Origin of the sequence: Lunatimonas lonarensis, from assembly GCF_000390185.1 — a bacterium.
In the GTDB taxonomy this organism is placed as follows: Bacteria; Bacteroidota; Bacteroidia; order Cytophagales; family Cyclobacteriaceae; genus Lunatimonas; species Lunatimonas lonarensis.
The window spans coordinates 1-24101 of the sequence record NZ_AQHR01000101.1 but is presented as its reverse complement, the minus strand read 5'-3'; the positions used below and the strand labels follow the sequence as shown (position 1 = coordinate 24101).

At 47.4% G+C, this 24101-nt stretch carries 18 protein-coding genes and 1 riboswitch; of the genes, 4 read left to right on the top strand and 14 right to left on the bottom strand.

Features of this window, described 5'->3' with window-relative positions:
- Positions 1-43: 43 nt before the first annotated feature.
- The gene (locus ADIS_RS17535) at positions 44-1627 is read right to left on the bottom strand and encodes an ArnT family glycosyltransferase (protein ID WP_010856002.1); all 1584 of its coding nucleotides are present in this window, start codon (positions 1625-1627) and stop codon (positions 44-46) included.
- A 142-nt stretch (positions 1628-1769) separates the two neighbouring features.
- On the opposite strand from ADIS_RS17535, the gene ADIS_RS17530 reads away from it, so the two are divergent.
- Positions 1770-3377, top strand: coding sequence for a phospholipid carrier-dependent glycosyltransferase (locus ADIS_RS17530; RefSeq protein WP_035806739.1), 1608 nt, complete (start codon positions 1770-1772; stop codon positions 3375-3377).
- Between the two features lie 177 nt (positions 3378-3554).
- Here the strand turns inward: ADIS_RS17530 and hpf are convergent, their stop codons facing one another.
- Genes hpf through rpsU form a run of 3 tightly spaced genes read right to left on the bottom strand, consistent with a single transcriptional unit; the run spans position 3555 to position 5030 of the window.
- A complete protein-coding gene (hpf, locus tag ADIS_RS17525; RefSeq protein ID WP_010855999.1) occupies positions 3555-3860 on the bottom strand; it encodes a ribosome hibernation-promoting factor, HPF/YfiA family in 306 nt (101 codons plus the stop codon).
- Between the two features lie 32 nt (positions 3861-3892).
- On the bottom strand, positions 3893-4777 hold the full coding sequence (locus ADIS_RS17520) for a tyrosine-type recombinase/integrase (protein ID WP_010855998.1): 885 nt from the start codon (positions 4775-4777) through the stop codon (positions 3893-3895).
- Between the two features lie 58 nt (positions 4778-4835).
- A complete protein-coding gene (rpsU, locus tag ADIS_RS17515; RefSeq protein WP_010855997.1) occupies positions 4836-5030 on the bottom strand; it encodes a 30S ribosomal protein S21 in 195 nt (64 codons plus the stop codon).
- A 126-nt stretch (positions 5031-5156) separates the two neighbouring features.
- Here rpsU and galE point away from each other — a divergent pair, with 126 nt between their 5' ends.
- Positions 5157-6173 (top strand): UDP-glucose 4-epimerase GalE, encoded by a 1017-nt coding sequence (gene galE / locus ADIS_RS17510; protein ID WP_035806758.1) that lies wholly within the window; start codon positions 5157-5159, stop codon positions 6171-6173.
- Positions 6174-6394: 221 nt separating this feature from the next.
- Complete coding sequence (locus tag ADIS_RS17505; protein WP_010855995.1) at positions 6395-8698, top strand: GH92 family glycosyl hydrolase; 2304 nt, start codon at positions 6395-6397, stop codon at positions 8696-8698.
- On the opposite strand, the gene ADIS_RS17500 is transcribed toward ADIS_RS17505, so the two are convergent.
- Together ADIS_RS17500 and rimO are read right to left on the bottom strand one after the other, a co-directional pair.
- A complete protein-coding gene (locus tag ADIS_RS17500) occupies positions 8691-9854 on the bottom strand; it encodes a hypothetical protein (RefSeq protein WP_010855994.1) in 1164 nt (387 codons plus the stop codon). The genes ADIS_RS17505 and ADIS_RS17500 overlap by 8 nt on opposite strands.
- 103 nt (positions 9855-9957) lie before the next feature.
- A complete protein-coding gene (rimO, locus tag ADIS_RS17495; RefSeq protein ID WP_035806756.1) occupies positions 9958-11274 on the bottom strand; it encodes a 30S ribosomal protein S12 methylthiotransferase RimO in 1317 nt (438 codons plus the stop codon).
- Between the two features lie 312 nt (positions 11275-11586).
- On the opposite strand from rimO, the gene ADIS_RS17490 reads away from it, so the two are divergent.
- Entirely contained in the window at positions 11587-13749 is a 2163-nt protein-coding gene (locus ADIS_RS17490; RefSeq protein WP_010855992.1) for a ligand-binding sensor domain-containing protein, read from the top strand.
- Between the two features lie 42 nt (positions 13750-13791).
- Here ADIS_RS17490 and ADIS_RS17485 read toward each other — a convergent pair whose 3' ends face one another.
- The 8 genes from ADIS_RS17485 to ADIS_RS17445 all read right to left on the bottom strand — a co-directional run bounded on the left by ADIS_RS17485 (position 13792) and on the right by ADIS_RS17445 (position 23993).
- Entirely contained in the window at positions 13792-14397 is a 606-nt protein-coding gene (locus tag ADIS_RS17485) for a hypothetical protein (protein WP_162141584.1), read from the bottom strand.
- 94 nt (positions 14398-14491) lie between these two features.
- A complete protein-coding gene (locus ADIS_RS17480) occupies positions 14492-14929 on the bottom strand; it encodes a hypothetical protein (RefSeq protein WP_155907588.1) in 438 nt (145 codons plus the stop codon).
- A gap of 289 nt (positions 14930-15218) precedes the next feature.
- Complete coding sequence (locus ADIS_RS17475; protein ID WP_051113347.1) at positions 15219-15737, bottom strand: PAS domain-containing protein; 519 nt, start codon at positions 15735-15737, stop codon at positions 15219-15221.
- 113 nt (positions 15738-15850) lie between these two features.
- On the bottom strand, positions 15851-18190 hold the full coding sequence (gene metE, locus ADIS_RS17470) for a 5-methyltetrahydropteroyltriglutamate--homocysteine S-methyltransferase (RefSeq protein WP_010855990.1): 2340 nt from the start codon (positions 18188-18190) through the stop codon (positions 15851-15853).
- A 227-nt stretch (positions 18191-18417) separates the two neighbouring features.
- A riboswitch (cobalamin riboswitch) is annotated at positions 18418-18613 on the bottom strand.
- A gap of 192 nt (positions 18614-18805) precedes the next feature.
- The gene (locus tag ADIS_RS17465) at positions 18806-20065 is read right to left on the bottom strand and encodes a hypothetical protein (protein ID WP_035806730.1); all 1260 of its coding nucleotides are present in this window, start codon (positions 20063-20065) and stop codon (positions 18806-18808) included.
- 217 nt (positions 20066-20282) lie between these two features.
- A complete protein-coding gene (locus tag ADIS_RS17460; protein WP_202900588.1) occupies positions 20283-21527 on the bottom strand; it encodes an MFS transporter in 1245 nt (414 codons plus the stop codon).
- Between the two features lie 11 nt (positions 21528-21538).
- Positions 21539-22624: a zinc-binding dehydrogenase gene (locus tag ADIS_RS17455; RefSeq protein WP_010855985.1), complete on the bottom strand. Its 1086-nt coding sequence runs from the start codon at positions 22622-22624 to the stop codon at positions 21539-21541.
- Between the two features lie 418 nt (positions 22625-23042).
- Entirely contained in the window at positions 23043-23993 is a 951-nt protein-coding gene (locus tag ADIS_RS17445) for an alpha/beta hydrolase (RefSeq protein WP_010855983.1), read from the bottom strand.
- Positions 23994-24101: the final 108 nt, after the last annotated feature.

Genomic DNA, 24101 nt, shown 5'->3' with positions numbered 1-24101 from the left:
TTTAATCCCTGTCAATCGAAGATCCTCCGGTGATAGGGGCTCCTCAATATGCCGACGTGGACAACTCTTCCATCTTTCCAAATCCTTTGTGGATTTGAATCTGAAATGTCAAAACAGGCTCCCCACGTAGGTAACCATGCCTGGTTTCTTGGTGGATTAGGCTGTCGAATGCCGCGCTTACGATCGCACTCTCGCCCTCACCCCAGCGGACGAACACCCCGAAATACCCCTGCTGTTCAAACTGATTTATGCCCGGCCAAATATCAAACTGATTCATCCTTCTACCCAAATTGGGATTATAAGTCTGCGGGTTACCCTCCATGTAAAATGCCAATTCGGATGCCACGTGATAGGAATCACTGAATACAAAATGCTTTTCCAATCCCAAGGAGTCGATCAGGAAATCAACCCGGCTACCCAACTCTCTGTATCCTGCCATACGGGCAAAGGGATCATTCTTTGGCTTCAGCAACCGCTTGAACCCGATGGCATCCAAAGGTTCCGGGTACATAACTCCCACCAAAAGCAACCCGGAAACACACGTCGCCACGAAAGCATACTTTCTCCAATGGGCATAAAGATTGACGACTTGTGCCATGGCAATGGGCAACGTGACATAGGCAAAAGCGGGCCAATTGATCTCCACTCGCTTGACAAGGGAAACACCTATAAAAAGCATCCATATCATTAACGCAGGCAGAAGGAGAAAGAGCATCTCCGGCTCGCGGGTCTTGATCCAGTGTCTAGTCCCCAACCAAATCAACGGAACAAAAAAAACCGACACCACGGCCAATTGCCCGCCCAAGTACTCTCCAGAATACGCCAATGCAGCTTGCCAATTGAATCCGCCGCCGCCTGAAACACCACCTAGGGTACCGAGGTGGCGAAAGGTCACAAAATCATGCTGGAAATTCCAAATGACAATCGGCACCAAAGCCGATGCGGAAACCAAGACGAAAAGATAAAACCCCTTTGCCCTCAAGACCTCGGGGCGCTCGATCAAAAGAAAAAGGAAAAGCAGAGGAATGATCAGTACCATGACATTCTTGGAGAGAATGCCCAGGGCCGTGGCGACTCCGGTCAGCAACCAAAGGTAGTTGCCACCTTCCTGGATCGCCCGCCATGCCAAATACATTGAGAGGATCCAAAAACAGACCAGAGAAGAATCCGTCGTATGGAAAAAGGAGGCCAAATGGAAAAAAGGCATCACCAACACCATCAACGCCGCCAAAAAAGCAAAGAATGGTTTACCGTACATATATAGCGAAAACCGAAACACTACCCATGCAGTGAGTGCCCCAAAAAACCAGGCACTGAACCGAACACCTACCTCCGTATCTCCGAACAATGCTGTCCCCAACCGGTTGTAAAACGCAATCAAAAGGGGCTTTGAATAATAATTCCAGTCTAGGTGTTTTGACCAAAGCCAATACTGGGTTTCTTCGGAAAATAGGCTTAACGGACTCAAAGTTGTGAAGATCACTTTACCCACAATTGTTCCTAAAAGAATGACGAGTAACGCTCCGCCATAAAACCGCTCCGATGATTTCGCCTCCATTTGCGACCCGCCCCTTTTCATTGACTTCAATCCCATATGCTTATCCAGTGGCTTTTGCAAAAAAAACATGCTGGCGATCAAATTTTGACAGCCATGTTACTAGCAATTCACCAATGGTGATGTAAATTTGATACAAATCCCGAAATAATTTACCGTTTTGATCGACATTTCCCTTCCTTCGAAAAGTTTTGTATCTAATCCTTGGTTTGTCATGGGTGTTTTTTTAGTGCTCGTCGGGCCGTTTTCCCTTAATTTCCACTTCCATTACCCGGACGAGATGTACTATACGGATGCCAGTATCCAAATGTTAAAAAACAGTGACTATTTCACCACGTATTTGGGTACCGGGGATTTACGGTTTAAAAAACCAATCCTGACGTATTGGGCTGTTTTGGCAGGATATAAGGTATTTGGCATATCCGCATTTTCTTCACGCATCGTATTTCTCCTGGCAGGGATGGGACTGATCGGCCTTACCTACAAGCTGGCAAAAACTGCCACGGGTGATTCATCGGTGGCCATGTCTTCCGCTTGGATCACCGCTGCACAACCCTTGGTTATTTTTAGCAGCTCAAGGTCTATCCCTGACATCTTACTAGTTTTCTTCCTTACAATCAGCGCCGTCGGAGTTACCGGGCTCCTAAAAAACCCGCTCACTGCTCGTAAAAAATACATCTGGATGTTTTACCTTGGGTTGGGTCTGGCTTTTGCTGTCAAGGGCCTACCTGCGATTGCCTTGGGTGCCGTGGCATTTCTCTACCTAGTCGCAAATCCATGGGCAAAAATAAGCCTGAGAAAAATTTTGTATGCTCCAGCTTTGGTAATTGGAATGGCTATCGGCCTGTTCTGGTTTGTTGTGATGTATTTGCGGTTTGGCGGGGTTTACCTCGATTCTTTCTTGGAAGATCAGGTAGGCGTCCGTGTCGGCGACAAAATTCCCCAAATAATCACGCACTTTCTTTACGGATGCGGAATGCTGATTGCCCTGTTTATACCATGGATCCTACTCCTTCGAAAGCGAAAAATCCCTTCGCTCTTCCAAACGCTTGACCGCAACCTTCCATTTTTCGGATTTGTTGCCGCGTGGGTAGTTGCCATTATCCTTATGACCGCCCTAGTCTCGGTATTTTATGAACGGTATATGTTACCAGTATATCCATTGGCCGCAGTTGCCTTTTGTTGGCTCTTTCTTCCTAAAAACCAGCTTGAAACCAGCAGAACCGCTCAAACTATAGCTGCCGTATTTGTTGGAATCAATGCCCTATTTCTTGCTGTAGGGCTTTTTATGAACATAGGATTGGGAAGTCCGACTTATTTAATCGCCCATTGGGCTATCGGCTTTGGCATGGTGATACTACTTGCAGGAATGATTAGGCGACAAAAAGCTGGTATCGGCTTGGTAAGCTGTTCGATTTTGCTGTTATTCTTTACGGGAACCTTGGTTTCGTACCCATTATCGGTTCCACATCAAGGGGTGCAGGTAGATGACTTGCTGGACGAACAAAACATCCCCTTAAATGCGCAAATCGGCTTTATCGGCAATCCGCACCACGGCAGCAAAATCCGTATTGGGCTCGACGTGGATCATGAACTGATCAATTTGGATAAGGAAGCATCTGATTGGATGGAGTACGACTACCTGATCTGCGACGAAGATGCCATCGCAAAACTGCCTTTGGAAAATAACGTTCAAATCGAAGTTGCCTCGCAAAACTGGAACCCAAAATACCTAATCGGTATCTGGGAAAGTATTGTTGAGGGCGAATCTTCCGAAAGAAAAAACGAGCTCAGTAAAAAATACTACTTTGTTAAAAGGTAATCTCTTCAGTGAAAAACACATGCTTTCAATCCATTTGACACCAGAAACGCCTAAATCGCCAAAAAGGACATTTTGTGCCTTTTTACAACCTCAAGTAGCTGATTGGTGCCTATTTAATCAACAAAAAGCCACCCCATCGGGTGGCCCTGAATTCTAAGCGATTATCGATAAATTCGACTATTGTTTTGCGAGGATCAGCTTCTCTTTATGTTTTTTGATCTGCCTTCTGAGCCCCTCTATTGCCTCATCGGCTGCGGCTTCAAAGGAGTCACTTTGATTTTTGGCAAAAAGCTGCTTCCCTGGCACATTAAGCTTGACTTCTACGATTTTATTTTCACTCCGATCGTTTTTGTCCAACCTCAAAAAGACCTCCCCGTCTATAATCTGATCATAATAGGTTTCCAGCTTATCCGCTTTCTTTTGGATAAACTGGAGCAGCTTCTGATCTGCGTCGAAATGAATGGAATGCATTTGTAATTTCATAATCACATATGGGTTAAAAGTTAAACTTTTATTTAAGCTTTGGGATGTGCCTGTTCAAACACAGCCCTCAGTTTCTCGATGGAATTGTGGGTATACACCTGTGTGGCAGCCAAACTAGCATGCCCTAGTAGGTCTTTGACAGCATTCAGGTCTGCACCCTTGTTGAGTAGGTGGGTCGCAAAAGTATGCCGAAGCACATGAGGGCTTCGCTTTGTAGTCTGAACAAAAAGGGCCAAGTGATATTTTACGATTCGGTAGATCATCATGGGATATGCGGGTTCCCTACTGTTTCTAACGATAAAATAGTCACTTTCTGTTACATTCGGAAACGTTTCTTGAAATAGTTTTTGATACCGAATTATATTCTTATTCATTCCAGACGAGATGGGTATTATTCGGTATTTTTTTCCCTTTCCCAGTACTTTAACCTCCCCTTTCACCATGTCAACTTGAGCCCACCGGAGTCCGATCAATTCAGAAAGGCGGACGCCGGTACCGTATAAAAACTCCATAACCATCCGATCCCGCTGCCCTTCAAAATCATCCGAATAATCAAACTCATCCAGAACTTTGTCCATGGCTGCCTCCTGTACAAAGGCAGGTAGTCGCTTAGGCTTTTTCAGGGAGCGGACTTTATAGGTAGGATCCCGTTCAATCTCACCGGAACGAAGCAAAAATTTGTAAAAGGACTTAAGGGTGGCGATTTTGCGGTTTACTGTGGTGGCTGCGAGCCCCTGCTCAATCAGATCAACCATCCAAGCCCTTATTTCTGCATGGCCTGCATCGGATAGCTCCCCTATTCCAAACGCGGACTTCAAAAAATCAGAAAATTGCTCCAGGTCATATTGATAAGCGGCAACGGTATGCCCGCTGGCACGCCTCTCAAATTCCAAATGAGCCAAAAACGAAAATAGCATATCGGCGAATTTACATCACCAATATGCTAAATATTTTTATCAATACGAAGTTTCCGGATTATTTACCTTCCTCGTCCCGCAGTCTTTGTATGTAAGACGCCTTGATAACCTCGTTGCGACGGGTTACGGATGGTTTTTCAAAATGCTGACGGCTTCGCAGCTCACGGATAACTCCCGTTTTGTCAAACTTCTTTTTGAAACGCTTCAGCGCTTTCTCGATTGATTCGTTCTCTTTTACGTTTACAACTATCATATGGTACACCCCCTTTCGAGGGGCAAAGATAGAGATTCTTTTGAAAAAGAAAAACTTACCCCTCCATCTTCGCTACTTTTATCACAAACTGATACCCATACATCGTCGAATAGCTTATATTTGAAAATGGAAAAAATTTTGATCACAGGTGGAGCAGGCTACATTGGCTCGCACACCGCGGTTACCCTGGTAGAGGCGGGGTACCTTCCCATCATCGTTGATGATTTTTCGAATTCTGACAAGTCGGTTTTAAATGGGCTGAAGACCATTCTCAACCAAGAGGTACCCTATTATGAAGGGGATTGCAACGACCGTGCATTGATGAAACGCCTTTTCACCGAACATTCCTTGAAAGGCGTCATCCATTTTGCCGCCAACAAAGCGGTGGGAGAAAGTACCGCCGTACCACTGAAGTATTACCGAAATAACGTCGGGTCATTGGTTGTGTTATTGGAGACCATGGCGGAATTTGGCGTCACAGACCTTGTTTTTTCTTCCTCTTGCACGGTATATGGTCAGCCGGACGAGCTCCCCGTAAAGGAAACCACCCCCCGAAAAGACGCGGAAAGCCCCTATGGCAATACAAAGAAAATTTGTGAAGATATCCTTGTGGATGTTACCAAAAGCGCAGCGGGAACACGTATTATTTCTCTCCGCTATTTTAACCCCATTGGAGCCCATCCTTCAGCACTGATCGGAGAACTTCCGCTGGGCGTACCTGCTAACCTCATTCCCTTTGTCACCCAAACCGGTGTGGGGATACGTGAAAAATTGACCGTTTTCGGCAATGATTACGATACCCCGGACGGGACTTGCGTGAGGGACTATATCCACGTACTTGATCTGGCCGATGCCCATCTTAAAGCCCTTGAATACCTGACTGATAAACCGGGTAGCTTCTATGACTTGTTCAACGTTGGAACCGGAAACGGCAATACGGTACTCGAAGTGATTCAAGCATTCGAAAAGGTAAGCGGAAAAGCCCTAAATTACCAGATTGGCCCTAGAAGGCCTGGTGACGTGGAAAAAGTATGGGCGGATACTTCCAAAATTTCGGAAAAACTTGGCTGGACGCCCAAGCATAGCCTTGAAGATGCCCTTCGAGATAGCTGGAACTGGCAATTGGCACTGGCCAAAAAATAACGTAGGCAGGATTCTTGGCAAACTGAGGGAGCGTTTATTAGAAGGGCATTCAGGCCAATGACGATCGCCTCGGCCAAAAGTATCTATGGCATGCACAGAGGTCTACCTAAAATTATTGAACCGCTGCCGGACGGCGCTTGTGAAAGCCATTCTGCCGACCGTCCAGCTAGGCCACCTCTTTAGATTCGGAATAAGTGATCTTCGAAAAAAACTTTGGCGTAATGAAGCAACCCCTACTCACCATCGTAGCCGTATTTAGCTTGCTAGTTGCTTGTGAACGCGGGAAAGGGATAGAGGACCTCGAGACCGGGGAAGAACCTGTGAACCTGGTGTACCCCCTCCTCGATGCTGCCAATTCACGTTGGTTTTTCTTCAGTTCGGCTACCCGACCTTTTGGCATGGTAAACCTCAGTCCAGACACCCAAATTGAAGGCGCCTGGGGCACCGGATATCGGTACGAAACCGACACGGTGAAAGGGTTCAGCCATATCCATGCTTGGCAGATGTCGGGCGTTTCTGTCATGCCAGTCACCATAGAAGGTAACGAAAAGGTATTGGTCAACGATTACTTCTCGAAATTTAGTCACGACCAAGAAGTCGTTGAACCGGGGTATCATTCGTTATTTTTGGACCGATTCGGCATTCGGGCGGAATTAAGTGCCACCCACCGGGTTGGCATCCACAGGTACACCTTCCCTACCGGCAAAAAAGCCGGGATCTTGTTTCATCTAGGCGGCATGCTGGGGCCCAGTGAAATCGCCGGGGGCCACCTAGAGCAGACCGGCCCGCGCCGGCTAAAGGGAAGAGTAACCAATCTTCCTACTATCCGAAGGCCAAAACCCATACAGGTTTTTTTCCATGTTGAATTTGATAGGGAGATAAAAGAGATCCTGCCGATTGACAATGCGATTAACCGAATTGTCGAACTAAAAGACGGGGGCGACGAACCGGTAATCATGAAGGTGGGCATTTCCTATACAAGCAGTGAAAACGCCGCGCTCAACATGGAAACAGAATTACCGCACTGGAATTTCGACCGTGTGGTCCGGGAAACCCAAACTGTATGGAATGACATGCTGAGCCGGATAGAGATTCGCGGAGGAAGCGATACGCAGCGACGTCGGTTCTATACCGACCTATGGAAAGCGCTCCAAGGCCGAAGAACCATATCAGATGCCAACGGTGCCTATCCAGACAATACGGGCGACAGTTTTCGTGTCGGTCAGATCCCGTTGGATGAGACGGGCAGTCCCAAGTTCAGGCATTTCAATTCCGACTCCTTTTGGGGTGCCCAATGGACTATATCTGTACTGTGGAGCTTGGTATACCCGGAGATCATGGAGGAATTCGTCAGTAGCTTCCTACAATACTTTCAAGATGGTGGATTGATCCCACGCGGCCCATCCGGAGGCAATTACACCTATGTGATGACAGGGGCCACTTCAACACCGTTTTTTGTGTCAGCCTACCAAAAAGGCATACGGGGTTTCGATGTAGCCCTGGCCTACGAAGGATTGAAAAAAAACCACCTGCCGGGAGGTATGATGAGCAGAACTGGCTATGAACACCGTTCCATGCAAGGAGGTAATGTGGAGGATTACATGGAAAAGGGATTTGTGCCCCATCCAAACCCCAGAGGTAATTTCGGCTTTCATCAACAAGGTGCCGGGCTCACATTGGAGTATAGCTATCAAGATTGGACACTGGCCCAACTCGCCAAAGCTTTAGGGAAAAACGAAGATGCCGCGTACTTTACACAGCGATCCAAAAATTATCGGCATCTATATGACCAGGAATCAGGTTGGATACGGCCAATGGATCAGGACGGCCAATGGATGAGTCCGTTCGACCCGTATGATTATGGAAACGGATACGTGGAATCGAATGCCGCGCAGTTCACTTGGTTTGTCCCCCACGACCTCGAAGGCCTGGCTGAATTGATGGGAGGGAACATAAAGGCGGCAGAAAAGCTAAACCAACAATTTGAACAGGCAGAGGAATTGGGATTTACCTCGGGCACCTCCCACGCAGTAGAGACCCATCCCGAATACCGCCGGATTCCAATCAACTATGGTAACCAGCCTTCCATGCAAACCGCTTTCATATTTAACCATCTTGGCAGGCCAGACCTTACCCAGAAATGGTCCAGAAAGGTGGTAGACAAGGCCTTCAGTGCGTTGAGCCCGGAGCTTGGATACAACGGAGATGAAGACCAGGGGCTGATGGGTTCCCTTGCCGTTCTGATGAAACTGGGCCTTTTCCAGATGAACGGAGGAACTGAGGAGAACCCTATGTACGAATTGGGAAGCCCTCTTTTTAAAAAGGCAGTCATCCACCTCAACCCGGCCTACTACCCCGGAGCGACGTTTACCATCGCTGCGGAAAACAACAAACCCGATCATTACTATATTCAGCGAAAAACACTGAACGGCAAGACCGTCGGGGGCTTTGGTATAAAGCATAGTGAAATAACCCAAGGCGGTACGCTTACACTGACCATGGGATCGATGCCGGCGTCTAGGTGAAAATAGGGTGCCGCTCAAAGGGCTTCTCCCGGTCAAATAAGAACCTATAGGTATGATGGGTTTTGTATATCTCAGCGAGTAGCTGTTCGCATACTCGCATCATTTTCGGGTTGAAATCCCCTATCCAATTCATTTCGATGGTTTCATACTTCAGCTTTTTTATGTCCAGAAACTCTCTGTAAGAAAGGATCATGGCACTTTCCACCCCCTTTCCTTGAAAATCCGGGATCACCCCAAAGACCAAGCCCAACATTTTATTGGGAGGGTTAAAGGTTTTGTGCCACAGAAACTTGAGTTTACCAAGCAGGTTCAATTCGCCGTCAACATGTTTGAAAAGCTGATTAATCTCTGGAATATTGATAAAAAACGAAATAGGCTCACCTTTAAAAAAGCCGAAATAAATGAGGTAGGGGTCAATGATTGGCTTCATTTTCGCCAACATCAGCTTTGCCTCTCGCTCGGTGATACTTTTGCCCATATGCCTTGCCCATGCCTTATTGTAGACGGCCATGAAGTATTCGGGAAACTTCTCCCAAAGCTCCTTTCCTTTTAGGTACCGAAACTCATAATCAGGGTTGGCCAGAATCACCTTCGAACGCTCAATCATCTTTGGATCAAAACCCGCTCCGCGAACCGATCGCATATAGGTGTATTGTTTAAAGTAAATCTGAAATCCATATTCTTCAAAGAAAGCTTGGTAATAGGGGAAATTCCACGGCATATTGTAGTTTGGAGGACTAAATCCATCGACCAGCAAGCCCCACCATTTATCCCGCTCACCAAAGTTTACCGGACCATCCATGGCCTCCATTCCCTGCGCCTTCAACCAATCTCTTGCGGCATCCATTAGGGTAAAAGCGGCCTTCTTATCATCTATGCACTCAAAAAAACCCATCCCCCCTGTCGGTTGCTTTTCCTTCCATTTGGGGTTCACGAAGGCTGCATTTCTCCCGATCGTGTTTCCCCTATCATCCAAAAGCAGCCACCGAACCGCCTTCCCCCCTGATTTGTACAGCTTATTTATGTTAGGATCAAAAATACCTTCAATATCCTTATCGAGGGGTCTGATCCAATTGGGTTCGTTTCTATATAGCCTAACGGCCATTTGTAAAAACTCCTTTTGCTGGGACGGTGTGGTGACTTCTACTAACTGCATTGATTGCTTTGGTTGTTAAACACATAAATTTATACCTAACGGTAACAAAAAGAAAAGTCTAGGCAAAAATCGCCTAGACCCAATTTGTTCAACCAGTAGCTGCTTAGGGGGTGACCACGTCTCCAAAAAGATCAAACTCAGTTGCATCCGTAATTTTGGCGGACACAAAGTCTCCAACTCGGCAATAGTATTTTTCCGCGTCGATTAGCACTTCGTTGTCAACATCCACTGAATCGAACTCTGTTCGCCCCACAAAATGCCCTCCTTCCTTTTTGTCGATGAGCACCTTGTAGGTCTTACCCACCTTCTCCTGATTAAGCTCAAAGGATATCTGCTCTTGGATATCCATAATATGATTGGCACGGGCTTGTTTCTCCTCAGCCGGAACATGGTCCTCCATTCCATAAGCGTGGGTGTCCTCTTCATGTGAATAGGTGAAAACCCCCAATCTTTCGAACCGCATTCGCTGCACAAAATCCACCATTTCCTCAAACTCCCGTTCGTACTCCCCAGGATGTCCGGCGATGAGTGTAGTCCGAATGGCTATATCCGGCACCTTATCCCGAATTCGTTGGATCAGCTCTTCCTGCTTTTCACGAGTGGTTCCCCTCCGCATGATTTTGAGCACCTCCGAGGATCCATGTTGCAAAGGAATGTCGAGGTACTTACATATATTAGGCCGCTCGGCCATCACATCCATGATTTCCATCGGGAAGCCTGTGGGATAGGCATAATGCAAACGAATCCAATCAATCCCCTCCACATCTGAAAGCGATCTTAGCAGATCGGGCAGTCGGCGTTGCTTGTACAGGTCTAATCCATAGTAGGTAGAGTCTTGGGCAATCAACAACAACTCCTTAGTTCCTTGGGCGGCCTTGTGCCGGGCTTCCTTTACCAGTTCCTCTATCGGGCGGCTGATATGCCCGCCCCGCATGAGAGGAATTGCACAAAAAGAACAGGGCCTATCACAGCCCTCCGATATTTTCATATAGGCGTAATGAGCCGAGTGGCTTAACAGCCGCTCACCAACCAATTCATGCTTATAATCTGCTTTGAACCGCTTCAGGATGGCAGGAAGATCCCTGGTACCGAAGAAAGCATCCACTTGGGGAATTTCCGCTTCCAGATCGTCTTTGTAGCGCTGCGAAAGGCAGCCAGTCACATATACTTTATCGATCAGTCCTTTCTCCTTGGCTTCGGCATATTCAAGAATCGTATTGATAGACTCTTGCTTGGCGTTGTCAATAAAACCGCAGGTATTGATAATTACAATGTTATTGTCCCGTTCGGCGGACTCATGATGGGCGTCTATCCCGTTACCTCGAAGCTGACTTAACAGCACCTCTGAGTCAACCAGGTTCTTCGAACAGCCCATGGTGATTATATTGACTTTATCTTTTTTTAAGGTTCTAGCTTTCAATGGTTTTGAATTTGCCACAAAGGTACGAAAAAAAACGAAGTCAGTGGCCGCCCTTCGAAAGGATGGTTGTGTTACTTCTGTATTAAATCCCCTTGAAATATCTAGTGTAATTGATAAAACAAGCTTAACCGAACGGATAAACAATGCCTCGCAAAATTGCCCTACTTTTGAGTCATTAATACAGCAACCATTTTTTAATTCCTTGCAACAAACTTTTCAATCGGCGCCGATGGGAATCGGCGCTTCTTTTTTCCACAAATCGTGGCCTCAACCGAGCAATCCTCGGTACTATGATAAATCAATCCAAGTACCATGTCATATCTTCCCTCTCTCTTTGCCACCTGGCTTTTCGTGTACCTTCTGCTAATAGGTAATCCCATGGTTGCCCAACGCCTTTCAGCTGGCGAGTACTTGCAAGACATAAAAAAGGAAATCCCCTTGCCTGATGCAGCGGGCAGGCAAGTGATTGGGCTGTATCACGTGAAAGATCAACCAACGGTAGTTACCAGCCAGGGTGTATTTGCGTGGGAAGGGGGGAAATGGCAACATTTACTTATAGCTCCCAACATCCTACATAGTAGGCAGATAAAGGAGTCTGGATTGGTCTGGATTGCTACACCCGAGAAGCTCATCGCACTTAACGGAGAAGAGATAATCCTGCCGGTCCTTTCGAACGGAGAGAAAATCCAGTGCTTGGAACCTGCATCAGGCAACCGGATCTACCTTGGCACTAACCAAGGAGTCTATGTTTGGGACGGAACGTGGATACAGGAAGAGCTGTCACGTAAAATCCCCGTAACCTCGATCGTCGAGGATAGTCGTCAACGTCTTTGGGTAGCCTCTCTTGACGGGCTGTGGCTGAAAGAAAGAGGCAAGTGGACTGACATGGATGAGCATATGATGGCGGTAGGACACGAAAGAAAATACTATTCCCTGGTGTCGGAAAACGATGGCAAAGATATTTATTTCAGCTCCGCATGGGCCATCGGTCGAATATCCGAAGATGGAAACCATTGGGCAGCAAGGGGAAATGACGGGCTTCCCTTTGGCCCTGCCACCTTTATCCACCAAGGAGCAGATGGACTGTGGCTAGGCACCCAACAGGGAGCCATTCACCATACCGAAACCTGGCGCTACTACGCAGGAAAACGATGGCTGCCAAGTGATGAGGTAACCGCTGTTTTATCACTTGAAAACGGCAAGACATGGATTGGCACGAACGACGGCATCTCGGAAATCAGCCGGCAGCCTATGACGCTACAGACCAAGGCCGACTCTATCGAAAAAATCATCGATGCACGCCATAACCGACTGGGGCTGGTCAACCGATCCAAGCTACGAACGCCCGGAGACCTCTCCACCAGCTACATGGACAATGAGGACAACGACGGGCTTTGGACCGCCTGCTACCTGATAGCGCAATGCTACCGGTACGCTGTGACCAAAAGCCCAGATGCCAAGGAAAAAGCATCCCGAACCTTCGAGGCATTGGAAAGACTGGAAACGGTGAGCGGTATTTCCGGATATCCCGCCAGATCCTACGCCCGTGCGGAAGATACCGTCACCCCGTCCCGATCGCCTCATCCAAAAGTCTGGCACCCTTCACCGGACGGAAAATGGCAGTGGCTGGACGATACCAGCAGCGATGAAATTACCGGACATGTCTATTCAGTGTCCTTATACCATGATCTGGTAGCAGATGACCCCGGAAAAGATCGTGCGGCCAACCTGATAGACCGCATCGTCACCCACATTTTGGACAATGATTACCACCTCATTGATTTCGACGGCCTGCCCACCCGTTGGGGCATTTGGCATCCAGATTCACTAAACCATTCGCCCAACTGGATGTTTGAGCGGGGGCTGAACTCCCTGCAAATCCTTTCCTTCTTGAAAACGGCACATCGGTTTACCCAAAACCCCCGGTATGAACAGGTCTACCAAACCTTGGTAGACACCCATGGCTACCTGGAAAATGCGCGGTTTGCAAAGGTTACGGCCCCCTTTGACATCAGTCATTCGGACGATATCCTCAACTTCTTTCCTTATTACAACCTGCTTAGGTACCTGCCGGAAGACCACCCCGACTACCCGGTTTACAAAGCCAGTTTGGCAAGGACTTGGCAAGCCGTACGTTCTGACCGGATGCCGGTTTGGAATGTGTTTGCGAGTGCATTGCTAAGGATGGATGCCGATATACAAACTGCCTTGGAGGAAATCCATGCATTTCCGATCGACCTAATCAGCTGGCGCATGGAGAACAGCCACCGGTGGGACCTCCGGAAGGACTATCTGGCACATCGAACACCTCGGGACCAGGCAGACCGAGCTATTCCTAGCCAAGAAGGGAATATCTCCAGGTGGAATACCAACCCTAAACTTATGGATAGCGGCGACGGTGGGCTTACCGAAGACAGTGGAACGTATTTTCTGGTAGCGTACTGGATGGGACGGTATTTTGGATACTGGGAGTAAAGGAAGATAGGCATAGCAGGAACATTGTACTGCCCGCGTGCTCTACCTAGTTGCCAATTTCAGTTTGTATACCGTAACAATGTCTTCCTCCACACCCCGATGTTCTTGGTTTTTGATGGCCATAATTTCACCATTACTATTGATAACTGGTGTTAAATGTATACCGGCAGGCATGGGAATATCCTTGAAGAGCAGCTGGTGTGCTTGGTCAAAAACTGCTAGGAATCGGGGTATTCCATGAATAAACGTACCCCATTCCTCCATGTTGCCAGGGCTATACTGCCTAGCCACTTCTTCCTTGACACCTTTCGAATACACTACGAAGATCATCCCGTTATATGCATACATTTCATGGAACCGACCAAATATATTGAATTGGTTTGCCTCATACATTTGGTCAAAGTTGGGTGCCCCTCTTATGTCAACAGCATCGGCTAAATCCAAATCCACGGTTCTGTTGTATTCCAGTTCGTTGCCATTTTCGAGATAGACATGGTATTTTCTTTCAGCCATCAAGGACAGGATCCATTCCTTTCCATTTTTCACGATTATCGGAAATGTCAGGTGATAATAATTCCCATCTTCGTAAACGGTATTGGGAGGAAATGCCATGGTTCGCCTAACAGTTCCGGACAGCGTATCCAACACTTCCAATAGAGGGCTTGAATATATTCCCTTAAAAATACTGGCTGGATTTTCCCAATCGATTCCACCACGTTCTGGCCGTGCATAAGCCAGTTTATCACCTAACGGATGAAAGGGTAAACTCGTCCCGGCCAGAAAAAAAATGTTCCCCTGGCAACGCAATCCGTTTTTGAATCGCTCCATGCTGGTTGAAAAACAGGATGCCCCTTTGATGGTCCATGGCAACGACTTTTCCCTCTATGAGCGCTAAGCGAAAACCATTTGCAGAGGTTACCGCATGCGGGCCGTCTTGCTGAAAGGCAAACCGCTCCTTTATTGTTCCGGAATCGTCGAACAGGACGATTTCATCGGTGCCGTTGTTTCTACTAAGGTACAGCTGGGAGGACGGATCATAGTCCATTACATAAAGGTTTCCCAGGTAGTCCACTCGAATGGAGTCTACAATGGAAATCGAGGGATTTTCAAAACCACTTGGGTTATTATTTGACCGTGAACATGCAGCAAATGCCACCACCCAAATGCATCTTAACACCATGAACTTCATGCTATAAAATTAGGTCAAAAAGCTCGTCGGTACTATTTAAGAATAGTTAACCGATCTTAAAAATAGTTAACCAATCTTGCCATCTTGGTTTTTTAGTAAATTGGTTTGTTGATTACAAGCAGATTATACATTCAGTGGCACACTACCTTTTCCTTCTCCTCCCGAGCCGGGCCGGCGTCCCCATTTGATGTCTGTTGAAGTCCCCTCGGATAGGGCCATGGCAATCTCTTAACTACCGGATGCCGGGATGTGCTTTGCTGCTTTCGTAGATTAAACCTCCTTAAAAAACCTCCGACTCCAACGCCAAAAAGGCGGCGGTCGATTGGTCAACTCCCATTATGGGAAGTACCGTCACTTCGCAAATATACTCAGACCGATCCTTTCGGTAGTTTAGGATACGCTGCGTAAACTCCCCTCCCCCAAGTAACTTCTCTTTAAAGGATTCCTTATCCTCCTCTCTTGTCCCAGGCCCTTGCAGAAATTGCGGACTTTTGCCCAAAGCGTATACTTTGGGGTATCCGGTCATTTCGTGAAAACCATCCCCTACCCACAGGATACGATTATCAACTCCCGTCAAAACAATGGTCTGATAGCTGTAATCGAAAAGACGCTCCCAGTCAAATTCCCAGCCTTTTTTCTCGGCCAAAAATTTCAGTTCCTGTACATCTTGCGACTTTTTGAGTGTAGTGCGTAACTCGAGGGTATCACAAGCAAACACGTCCCAACAAAACAGCGGAGACGTTCCGTATTCGATTTTCTTCTTTATGATCATGTGTGTAAATTCCTTGTATCTTCGCATACTTCACGAAGGGGATAGATTGGAGTAGCCCTTCCGAGCTACCCCAATCTTGTTTGGTAACTTATCCCGGCAAATTTTGTTTAGAATTCCACCGGTTTCTTTTAGCGCTTTTTTTACATGTCTGCCTTACGTGCAAATTTGGCCCTGAGTCCATCGGCGGCTTTCACCATCTCCTCCAATGCTCGTTGGGTTTCCTCCCATCCGCGGGTTTTAAGACCACAGTCTGGGTTAACCCAAAGGCGCTCTTTTGGGACGACACGTATCGCTTTCTCCATCAGCTCGATCATTTCCTCAGAAGACGGGATCCGAGGAGCATGGATATCGTATACCCCCGGGCCAATCTCATTGGGGTACTCGAAGGCAGCAAAGGCATCCAACAGCTCCATCTGCGATCGGGAACATTCAATGGTAATCACATCTGCGTCCATCGCCGCAATATGGGATATGATGTCGTTAAATTCCGAATAGCACATGTGTGTGTGAATTTGGGTATGGTCTCCGACAACAGAAGCCGACAACCTAAAAGCTGTCACCGCCCAATCCAAATAGTCCGGCCATTCGGAGGTTTTGAGCGGGAGACCTTCCCGTAAGGCGGGCTCATCTATTTGTATGACCCGAATTCCAGCTTGCTCCAGATCCCTTACCTCTTCCCGAATGGCTAAGGCAATCTGAAAACAGGTATCCTTCCTTGGCTGATCATTTCGTACAAAGGACCATTGAAGTATGGTAATTGGCCCAGTCAGCATACCCTTCATTGGTCGTCGGGTTAGCGACTGTGCAAACACCGTCCAATCTACTGTCATGGGATGCTTTCGGCTCACGTCCCCATAGATAATCGGTGGCTTGACGCACCGGCTACCATAACTCTGCACCCAACCATTGGTCGTAAATGCAAAACCTTCCAGCTGTTCGCCAAAATACTCCACCATATCATTACGCTCAAACTCCCCATGCACCAGTACATCCAAACCCAAATCATCTTGCCAACGTACGCAACGCTCGGTTTCCGCTTTAAGAAGGTTCTCATAGGCAGCAAGGCTTAGCTCGCCTTTCTTATACCTTGCCCTCCACTGCCGCACTTCCTTTGTCTGCGGAAAGGATCCAATCGTGGTGGTGGGAAAAAGTGGCAACGCAAGAGCTTCAGTCTGCAGCTTGTGCCGCTCAGCGTACGGACTGCTCCGCTGTGAGTGACTCGGCAGTACCGAGGCCAAGGCCGTCTTCACCGCTTCGTTATGGATACGGGTCGAAGTATTTCGACTTGTTAGGTATTGTCGGTTCTGTTCGAGGGTTTGTCCAAGCCATGGGGTATCCTTCAGGTCAACCCGGTCTTGGCGAGTGTGGTTCCCAATTCGCTGAAGCAACACAACCTCTTCGATCTTTTGCTTTGCAAAGGCCAACCACCCCTTAATTTCGGCGTCAAGCCCGCTCTCCAGCTCCAGATCACAGGGAACATGCAGCAGTGAACAGGAAGGAGCGACCCACACCCGATCGGAACCAAGTTTATTGACAGCGAGACGAATCAAATCCAACGATGCCTGAAGATCATTCCTCCATACATTTCTACCATCTACCAACCCTAACGATAAGCTCATCTTTGGACGTACCAATTCCAGCAACGAGCCTAGCTGATGAGGCGCCCGAACTAGATCCAAATGCAGTGCACATACCGGTAACTCCGCAGCCAAACCAAGATGCGCATCCAACCCACCAAAATAGGTGGCAACCATTGTCTTCAGGTGCGGGAAAGCCTTTTTAATGACGGAATAGGTTCTTCTCATGGCGGTCTGTTCCTTATCACTAAGGCTTAGTGCCAGAAAAGGCTCGTCAAACTGAACCCATTCGGCTCCGTAACCTACCAGCTTTTCGAGAACTTTAAGGTATACGGGCAATAGGTTATCCAGCAGATCAATGCGATCGAAGCCTGCAACTTTTTCTTTCCCGAGTAGAAGAAAAGACACCGGGGCCAAAAGTACCGGCTTTGTGAGGATACCCTGCACTTTCGCCTCCTCAAACTCATGTATTACTTTTTCGGAAAAAAGCTCGAACTGTTGGTTTTTATGGAACTCCGGAACGATGTAGTGATAGTTGGTATCAAACCACTTGGTCATTTCCATCGCCTTGACATCCAAACCGTCGCGCTGATACCCTCTCGCCATGGCAAAATAAAGGTCTAATTCGTGCTTTTTCTTCTCCACCAAAATAGCATGATACCGATCAGGGATAGCTCCAACCATGAGACAATGGTCTAGCACCTGGTCATAGTAAGAAAAGTCATTGGATGGCACCCAGTCGATCCCAGCACGCTGCTGGAGGCGCCAATTGTCGGCCTTAATAGCGTACCCTTGATTAAAGAGCTCCTGCCGGGAAATCTGGCCTGACCAGTATTTTTCGCAGGCCTTTTTCAATTCGCGCCGGCTACCAATACGCGGATAGCCGAGGTTGTGCGTTTGCATGTTGCTTTAACGGTTTAGTTGAAAGTAATCTGTTAAAAGCTCCTACTGCTCCCTTGGGCTAGGATGGAATAAAGTAGGCATGCAGGTAGTGGTAAAAGTACGCAGAGGACAGACCTGTCCAATGGCAAAAAGCATACTTTTCCCTAATTTTCAAATGCAGGAATCCCCGCCGCAAAGCGGAAATACCCGAAAAATCATACCTGACGACCACTTCAAACCGCGAAAGCACCGTCAATTCGAGAAAGGCAGGTCTCCTGACTTGTAACAGCTTTTGCCGTCCTTCCCATCCTGATTTCGATCAGGACAGTGGAACACAAGGGCAATAGCCTTTGGATGTTACTTACAGTTGCGCGACAGTTCGTGATTTACACACGATTCCCTTTTAATGTACCGCTAGGTACAACCAGTCTCGGTTGATTGAGAAACAAATAAAGAACTCGAAGGAACAAAGGTATGGATAAATCTCCAGAAAAGGTTCTGGCTTTTTAAGTACCAGACGATAATCGACATAAACAGCTTTCTGCAAGCCGCCTTTCCCTCTGCGTCAAAAAACCTGCGGGGAAGCGGGGCAAGCCCAGCCCCCGCAGTAAGTTGGAAAGAAAAAATTGAAAACACCTAAAATCCTACACGCATCATATTGTGGACAGTGGCCTCAAGCTGGATGTTGGAAACCTCTTCCAACGTCTTTATATCCAATACCTGTATGGTGATCCTGTTTGGCTTCAATACATATAGGTACTTTTCCGAAGCAGCCAACACCGGACTGGGTTCAGCAAGCACCCGGTAGGTTTCCAGCGCTGTCCTTTCCTTACGAAGTACGGCACCATTTGGATCATCGGCACTGCTTATACTTTTCCCTTTTATTTCGGATCCTGTCGTCGTATCGAAAACCTTTACATGGTCATCCGCAGTTTGAACGACCAGGTACCCTCCTTCAGCACTTAGGAAATAACTCTTTAGGTTGGGGGCATTCACCAACTGGCGAATGGTGTTTGTAGATGGATTGATTTCAAAAATACCGTGGTTTCTGGCATAGCCATAAAAAACATCCAGTGCATCATGGGTCTTTATTGTCCCCATCCAGTTTCCGGATGTAGGGGCAAGAGTCGATGGGTTAGGGATCAATTTGATCTCATTGGATTGGCTCACCACCAAAGCCCCTTCAGTAGCTCCAAATACGGCATGCCTCCCATTCGAAGCATCGCCATGGATGCCTGTCACACGTGCATTTGGGTTTTCGGCTACTATTTGACCCTGTGCATTGACGAGTTTGACGTATTGTGGCAGCGCGCCCGGTACGGACTCGTCCTTGTACGTCACCGCATATTTATCGCCTAATACCCAGGTAGCTGCACCGTGGTGAACACCATTGCCTAGATCCGAAAGCAGCCCAGGCTGAAAGGTAGGAGTCTCCATAGTTGCTTCCCTTGCGAAAAGAACACTGCCATCCCCATCATTGAAAATTACAATTCGTCCGTGGGTAGCGGAGAAGTGGGTTGGAAGCGGAACCTGTGCGATTGCGGAAAGCCACCTGGGCGTATGGAGGTGACCATGGTCTCCGTGGTTCTCCACGCCGGTATCAAAAAAACGGACACTTCCTTGCTGCCTTTCTACAGACACCACGTATCTACCTGAAGTCGACAGATAATTGGCTGCACCTTGCACAAACGGTGAAACTGAAGGACTCGAGACACTATTTTTTACCGGGTCGATTAGTAGGATTTTGCCATTCTCGTCCCAGGCGGTGATACGAATCCACTCACTTTCGAGGTCTGCATACGATTCTTCCTCTTCATAGATTGGATCTACCGTATCCTGGCAAGACATGACTAGGAGTACCAGTCCAAAAACAAAAAACAGATTAATAATTCTCATAGGTCAACTATTAGTAGGTTGTTCAAAAACTTTTTGCAATATTATTACTTTTGCATCATTGTTGCAAATATGTTTTAAAACTTACCCGGAAATTTTTTTCAGAAAAAATCGATGGCTGCTGAAATCGGCTAACCCTGCCAATACTAAAACCTGTTTCGAATCAGGAAAAAACACCAAAAAAGAGCCTAGGCGATTCGGTTTTCACCCCTCATACCGACTATTCAGACTTTCCCGTAATGCTAGGCCACCTCTCACTTACCAGAATTGTTGCAGCCGATAGCGTGCAGATACAGGCAAGTGCAACAAAAACAGAAGCACTGTCCGTCAAGTCAATGACTTTTCCCAGTAGAGGTTCTCCCAAGGCTGCAAAAAGATACGCAAATGTATTCATTACCCCTACCCCTGTACCTACCAATCTATCACCCAGCATGTCAGGGCTTAGAGGCCAAAAATTGGCCTGTGGCCCGTATACAAAAAATCCGGCCAAAAACATCAGCAGCGCACCTAATGGCCAATTATCCGCCGGAGCAACGTAAATCCCTACCAAAACGAGAGCGGCAACGGCCATGCCCAAAAAAATGGACCGGTGTCGATTCCCTTTAAAGAGAGAATCCGAAATAAACCCGAAAGATAGCGCTCCAACCGCCATGCCAATGGGCAAAAACAAACTTCCCCACAGGTTTTCAAACTTCCCATCGGAGCTGCCCAAAAAATACAGCGGTACCCAAACTATCAGTCCATACCTTGCCATACTTTCAAAGCCAAGGGACACGGATGCGATCATAAATTTTTTGTTTTGGAAAACGGCACTATAACGCGTCGTCCATGAATCTATTCCATTTGGCTGCTTTGTACGATACAAATCGGAAAACCCCAATTCAGAGGGCTTATCCCGAGCCACCAGGTAAAATAGAAGTACCGCAAATAACAGGAAAAGCACCGGTAGACGGAACAGGTACGGCCATTCTACCCCATTATTCAGTATGACGATAGAAACTAAAAATGTGACCACAGAGGAGCTGCCGGCAGCCATTGTGTACAATCCAAATGCCTTGCCCCGCTCCTCAGGCCTCCACCAATTGGATATCAATCTACTTCCCGGAGCCCAAGCCAGGGACTGGAAATACCCGTTGAGCGTCCACAAAACCAAAATCGCAAGGTAGTCGCTACTGAAACTTATGGCAACGTTTGCCATCACGGAAAGAACCCCTCCCAAAAGAATCATCGCTCTGGGACTGAATCTATCTGCTAAATTTCCATTGACAAGTTGTCCGAAGGCATACCCAAATAACATCCCCGCGCTGATCCAGCCAATCAATGCGTAGGATATTCCCAAATCGCCCGCCAGATCCTTGGATGCCCATCCAAAATTATGCCTTCCAGTATAAAAAAACAGATAGCAGAACATCGTAATCAACAGCATTCGCCATTGCGCCCTTCTGAAAATTCCTGCTTCTTGCAATTTGATTTAAATTAATTTATCCGAATACCTACCCTTAATGGCTTTTCGCGAAGGGCATATTCGAATGCATCCTCAGCGTGAACAAGATCAAACTCTTTCTCAACGATTGAATTGAAAGGGAAAATGGGCCAATTACGGGTAATGAACTTATACCCATCTACGAAATCTTCGAAGTTATAATTATGCAACCCCTTGATTGTAATAAGTTTCCGGATCAAATTTTCTGGATCGATCTGAACTTTTCGGGTTTTAAAAACAGCTCCTACCCACACCGATACTCCCCCAATTCCCAAAATTTCCATGCCCGCCTCCATAGCGTCCGGTGCCCCACTCATGTCGATCACGACGTCCACTCCGCTGCTGCCAAACCTATCCCTGACTGTGTCTACAATCCGATCCACATTTAAATTCACCACATGATCCGCACCAAATGCCACCGCCTTTTCCAATCGTTGTTCAGCGTAGTCAGCAATTCCCACCCAAGCTGCATTTCCATCCCTGCACATAGCTGCACAAGTAATCCCAAGCATCCCGGCTCCAAAAATCATTACCCGCTTTCCCCTAACCGTACCAGCAAGCCGAAGTGCCCCGGCAGCTGTGGCAATCGAACAGTTCAGGGTCGCCGCAACCGGAACAGGGAGATCAGATGGCAACTTTAATATACCGGTTCCCGGCCGAAGGATGCAGTATTCTGCAAGTCCCCCATGAAACTTCTCGGAAGAAGTGATCTGGGCATGTCCGTATTTGAATAAATTCTCTCCTTTTTGCGGTATCCCTCTTGCGGCCATCGGGGAGTCCAAATCACTCGAAAATATGGTCCAGGTAACAACATCTCCCGGCCCAATTTTTTGGCCAATATAATCTCTCCCTGGATGATGCTTCTCTATTTCGACAACAGTACCAACGATCTCATGTCCCAACACCGCGGGGCAGGGCTCTCTTCTCGCACCCGTGTACGTATGCAAGTCACTCCCGCAGATGGTTGTATACTCGTTCTTAACCAATATTTCGGACGGCTTAAGGTCTCTAACTGATTCGTGACGAAGCTCCAGTTTTTGACCTGGGCCGTTGAAGGCAACCAATTCTCCCTTTTTCATGCTTTATTTAACGTCCCATTTCTCTTTTGGCATGAAAGCTATCGATTTTATGCGTTTAATTGAAATAATACCAAAAAAATTAACAATAAGACTACATTCCAGAAAGACGTGGATCCTCTTTGCCTTCGAAAACCCACCATCAACAAAAAAAAACAGCACTTAAAAACACCAGATTTTTTACCCCTCATTTCGCGATCTGCTCTGCAAGACACTTGCTTCTTGAATTGTACCAACAAACGGCTCCGTGGCAAATGCCGGGCACCTGGGATTACCTCTTTTTCACATTTCCTTCGCCCTAGCAAATTTGGACTGAAAGGCCCGGATACACCAAAGTCCCAATCCTCCAACCATAAAACCTTCCGTTCAAAGGCAAAAAAAAGGGCCGAAGCCCTGTTTTCTCCCGAATATATTGGTTAGGTTAGTTCTTGGGAGAAAGGAACCCATTTACATCGACCCAATGCATGAAGGCATCAAACCATCGGTTGCTGGTGCGTCCGGGATTACCTAAGCCAAATCCATGGCCTCCATTCTGATAGAGGTGGAATTCCACCGGAATACCAGCTTTATACCAAGAGTCGATGATACCAAACTGCCCCCTAAAAAGAAAATCATCCGTGGCTATCACGTTGAACATGGGAGGTGCATTTTCGGGCACTTCCACCGGCCCCATGCCGCCATATATGGGGCCTATAAAGGCCAGCTTCATGGTTTTGGAGTGCAAGGTAGCGTGCATGGTCAAGCCCGCACCGGCAGAGAATCCGATCATTCCAATACGATCAGTATCCACACCCCATTCTTCTGCACGGTCAATGATCATTTTATAGGCAGCTTCAGCATCTGCAAGCTGATTGGAAAGATCAATCTGAGGGGCAGGAGGTGGAGTAGCAGCCGAGGTTCCGGATCCACTGGGCGGAGAGGCCGGAGTGCGCGGCCTGTTCATCCAGTCCGAGAACTCATCCAATGATTCCGGAGTAGGAAACAAGCGGTATTTCAGCACAAAAGCCGCAATCCCCTGCTCTCTTAGTGCCTCCGCTACTTCCCAACCTTCGTTGCCCATGGACAACCATCGGTAACCACCTCCAGGCGCTACAATGACAGCAGCTCCATTGGCCTTTTCTGGGTCAGGCAAAAAGGGCGTCAGGGTAGCCTGGGTGATATTGCGCGCCATGGGATCTCCCCATTGGCGAAACCAGGTTTCCTGAGCGGGTTGGTTTTCTACCCCGCCTGTACCCAACGGAATGGCGTTAGGTTCCTCCGGATTATCAAGTGGATAAATGGTGCCGTCTTGCGCATGCAGTGCGCCGACAGAAAAAACAAACAAAGCCACAGCGCAAACCGAGACCTTTATTAAGGATGTGTAGTAGGTCATGATAATGGGTTTAATAGGTTACGTGTTAAAAATACGTATTTAAACCGAAAACATAATACCTATTTAATCGAGTAGGAAGATAGGGATTAGTTCCCTATCTGTCCTCTC

Bases quoted from the DNA above. Each gene is read 5' to 3' on its own strand.
- ADIS_RS17535 (WP_010856002.1), bottom strand. From the start codon at position 1,627: ATGTTTTTTTTGCAAAAGCCACTGGATAAGCATATGGGATTGAAGTCA.
- ADIS_RS17530 (WP_035806739.1), top strand. From the start codon at position 1,770: ATGGGTGTTTTTTTAGTGCTCGTCGGGCCGTTTTCCCTTAATTTCCAC.
- hpf (WP_010855999.1), bottom strand. From the start codon at position 3,860: ATGAAATTACAAATGCATTCCATTCATTTCGACGCAGATCAGAAGCTG.
- ADIS_RS17520 (WP_010855998.1), bottom strand. From the start codon at position 4,777: ATGCTATTTTCGTTTTTGGCTCATTTGGAATTTGAGAGGCGTGCCAGC.
- rpsU (WP_010855997.1), bottom strand. From the start codon at position 5,030: ATGATAGTTGTAAACGTAAAAGAGAACGAATCAATCGAGAAAGCGCTG.
- galE (WP_035806758.1), top strand. From the start codon at position 5,157: ATGGAAAAAATTTTGATCACAGGTGGAGCAGGCTACATTGGCTCGCAC.
- ADIS_RS17505 (WP_010855995.1), top strand. From the start codon at position 6,395: ATGAAGCAACCCCTACTCACCATCGTAGCCGTATTTAGCTTGCTAGTT.
- ADIS_RS17500 (WP_010855994.1), bottom strand. From the start codon at position 9,854: ATGCAGTTAGTAGAAGTCACCACACCGTCCCAGCAAAAGGAGTTTTTA.
- ADIS_RS17490 (WP_010855992.1), top strand. From the start codon at position 11,587: ATGTCATATCTTCCCTCTCTCTTTGCCACCTGGCTTTTCGTGTACCTT.
- ADIS_RS17480 (WP_155907588.1), bottom strand. From the start codon at position 14,929: ATGGTGTTAAGATGCATTTGGGTGGTGGCATTTGCTGCATGTTCACGG.
- ADIS_RS17475 (WP_051113347.1), bottom strand. From the start codon at position 15,737: ATGCGAAGATACAAGGAATTTACACACATGATCATAAAGAAGAAAATC.
- metE (WP_010855990.1), bottom strand. From the start codon at position 18,190: ATGCAAACGCACAACCTCGGCTATCCGCGTATTGGTAGCCGGCGCGAA.
- ADIS_RS17465 (WP_035806730.1), bottom strand. From the start codon at position 20,065: ATGAGAATTATTAATCTGTTTTTTGTTTTTGGACTGGTACTCCTAGTC.
- ADIS_RS17455 (WP_010855985.1), bottom strand. From the start codon at position 22,624: ATGAAAAAGGGAGAATTGGTTGCCTTCAACGGCCCAGGTCAAAAACTG.
- ADIS_RS17445 (WP_010855983.1), bottom strand. From the start codon at position 23,993: ATGACCTACTACACATCCTTAATAAAGGTCTCGGTTTGCGCTGTGGCT.